The sequence below is a fragment of the Streptomyces sp. 7R007 genome (assembly GCF_054850255.1).
Genome location: NZ_JBTWMV010000188.1, coordinates 1 through 338, shown reverse-complemented (window position 1 = coordinate 338; position 338 = coordinate 1). Strand labels below are relative to the sequence as shown.

Annotated in this window: 1 pseudogene; it reads left to right on the top strand. The window is 69.8% G+C overall.

Features of this window, described 5'->3' with window-relative positions:
• Nucleotides 1-338: pseudogene (locus tag ACYF6T_RS44730) on the top strand (hypothetical protein); the annotation flags it as partial.

The window sequence follows — 338 nt, the reverse complement described above, 5'->3', positions numbered from 1 at the left end:
GGCACCTACAGCACGACCGTCACGGCGACGGACAGCACGGGCGCCTCCGGATCGGCCTCCTTCACCTGGACGGTCAGCTCCTCCGGCGGCGGCACCTGCACCTCCGCGCAGCTGCTGGGCAACGCCGGCTTCGAGTCGGGCAGCACCACCTGGACCTCCACCAGCGGCGTGATCACCAACGACAGCGGGGAGAGCGCCCACGGCGGCTCCTACTACGCCTGGCTGGACGGCTACGGCTCCAGCCACACCGACACGCTCTCGCAGTCGGTGACCATCCCCAGCGGCTGCAAGGCCACCTTCACCTTCTACCTGCACATCGACACCGCGGAGACCACCGG